The 2,180-nt window shown below is 43.3% G+C and carries 2 protein-coding genes; both read left to right on the top strand.

Features of this window, described 5'->3' with window-relative positions; genetic code table 11:
* A partial coding sequence (locus F7C14_RS07380) for an FAD-dependent oxidoreductase (RefSeq protein ID WP_290901431.1) occupies positions 1-1,198 on the top strand: 1,198 nt, incomplete at its 5' end.
* A complete protein-coding gene (locus tag F7C14_RS07375; protein WP_290901429.1) occupies positions 1,195-2,148 on the top strand; it encodes a methyltransferase domain-containing protein in 954 nt (317 codons plus the stop codon). The genes F7C14_RS07380 and F7C14_RS07375, both read left to right, overlap by 4 nt.
* Positions 2,149-2,180: the final 32 nt, after the last annotated feature.

Below are 2,180 nucleotides of genomic sequence, written 5' to 3'. Positions count from 1 at the left end.
GGGAATAAGGAGCGTAGATAAGAATGGGAGGATAACAATCATCTCTTCAGAAAAACCCTACACAAGAGTTTTTTTAGCGGAGTATCTGGCTGGAGAAGCGAGTTTGGAGAATTTGAAGATAAAGTCGGAGGAATTTTTTGAGAGAAATAAAGTTGAATTCTTGCTGGGCTTAGTTGAGGAGGTCGAGGAGAGAGAGGTAACTTACAGAGATCTCGAAAGCGGGGAGGAGAAGACTTTGAATTACGACAGACTTTTGATCGCTACCGGCTCGAAGCCTTTCATCCCGCCGATAAGAGGAGTTGAACTGAACGGAATTTTTACGTTCTGGACTTTGAAAGATGCTGAGAGCTTACTCTCTTATATCAGAAGAGAGAAGTGTAAAAACGCTGTTGTTGTTGGTGCCGGTCCAATAGGCTTGGAGGTCGCTCAAAGCTTAAGAGAAATGGGATTGAATGTGGCTGTTTTCGAGCTTATGGAGAGAATCCTTCCGGGAGTGGCTGATTTTGAGGTGGCGGAGTTCGTTAAGAAGGAGTACGAGGAGATGGGAATAAAGATTTACACAGCCGAAAGGGTCGAGCAATTTTACGGGGAAGGGAAGGTTAAAGGGGTTTCAACGAGCAACTGGGAGGATTTTCCAGCTGATGTCGTTGTTTTGTCTACCGGCGTTAGACCGAACGTTGAAAAGTTCTCAAAATTCGTGAAAACGAATATCGGTATTGTGGTTAACAGGAGAATGGAAACCTCGAAAGAGGGAGTTTTTGCTGCTGGAGATGTGGCAGAAGCTCAAGATGTTTTCGGAAAGTTTAGCATCATAGGTTCTTGGATTAACGCGGTCTCTCAAGGAAAAGTGGCTGGAATGAACATGGCTGGAAGAGATGTTAGGCATAGGGGAGGAATAAGGGTTAGCACGATAAAGAAGGTCAGAACTCCCATGGTTTCGATAGGGGCATCTTCTGAGGAATACGAAAGGGTTGTTTTTAAAAGGGAGGACTTCATCAGGATCGCCTACTTCGACGGAAAGAGGCTTGTCGGTTTTCAATCCGCCGGATCTTTTGCCGATTTGAAGCTTTCCGGATTGATTCAGTTCATGATATCGAAGGGAATTCCCGTGGAGAATAAAGAGGAATTTCTTAGAAGGCCTTTCAAACATTTCGATCAGAAAACGATTTTTTACGAGTGGAAGAGAGTGGGGTTATGAGGATCAAATTTTTGGGCGAACTGGGAATGAAGGTTGGAAAGGAGGTTGAGATAGAAGTTGGAGGAGAAGTCGCTTTCGACGAATTAATCAAAATTCTTGAGGAAAAGTTTCCTCAGGCTAAGGAGGAGTTCAAAGCTATAGACTTCTACATGGTTTCCGTTAACGGAAAAATGGTGAGGAGGGATGAGATAAAGAATCTGAAGTTTTCCGACAAAGACGAGATAATTTTTCTCCCTTCGATAGCTGGAGGGAGCGTAAAAGCTGTTATAGGAAAGAATTTCGATTTGAGCGTTTCGAATTACGACGATTTCGAGAGAAAATACGGATTTTTCGAGAAACTTGCAAGGGATCTTGTAGAATTTTCTAAGATTAAGGGTAAATGTTTGGATGTTGGATGTGGAACCGGCATCTTTGGAAAAATCTGGAAAGAAGCTGTTGGGCTTGATGTGGCTAAAAACATGGCAAGGAAAGCGAGGGAATTCATGAGAGATGTCGTTGTCGGTGATGCGGCAAACCTTCCGTTTAAAAGCGAAACATTCGATTCAGCTGTTTTCAACGCAACTATTTTTCTCCTACCGGATGCTGAAAAAGCTGTAGAGGAAGCTTTGAGGGTCACGAAGAAGAAAGGAATAGTCTCCGGCTCGTATCTCGTCGGTTTCTTCAAAGATGGGGAAGATGCATTAGCTAAAATCGGTTTGAAGCACAGAGTTCCTTACGGAAGGGATAAACTCGAAAAACTGCTGTCGAATTTTAACGCTGAGATAAGCTACGCGGATTATGTATTTACAAAAGAAGCGGTCATGGACTTTTACTCTATCCCAGCGATGGCGAACGGTTTGTTTCCGAAGGAAGGTAGTTTAGAGGAAAAAGTTTTAATGGCAAGAGAAAGGCTGAAGAATCTGCCGGATAGTGTGGTGTTCAGGTGGGGTTTCTTCAGCATCAGGAAGTGAGTTTACAGCATTTAACATAAACGCTCCGATAT

The sequence above is a fragment of the Ferroglobus sp. genome, assembly GCF_015521575.1.
Classification (GTDB): domain Archaea; phylum Halobacteriota; class Archaeoglobi; order Archaeoglobales; family Archaeoglobaceae; genus Ferroglobus.
This window is presented reverse-complemented; position numbering and strand designations above follow the sequence as displayed.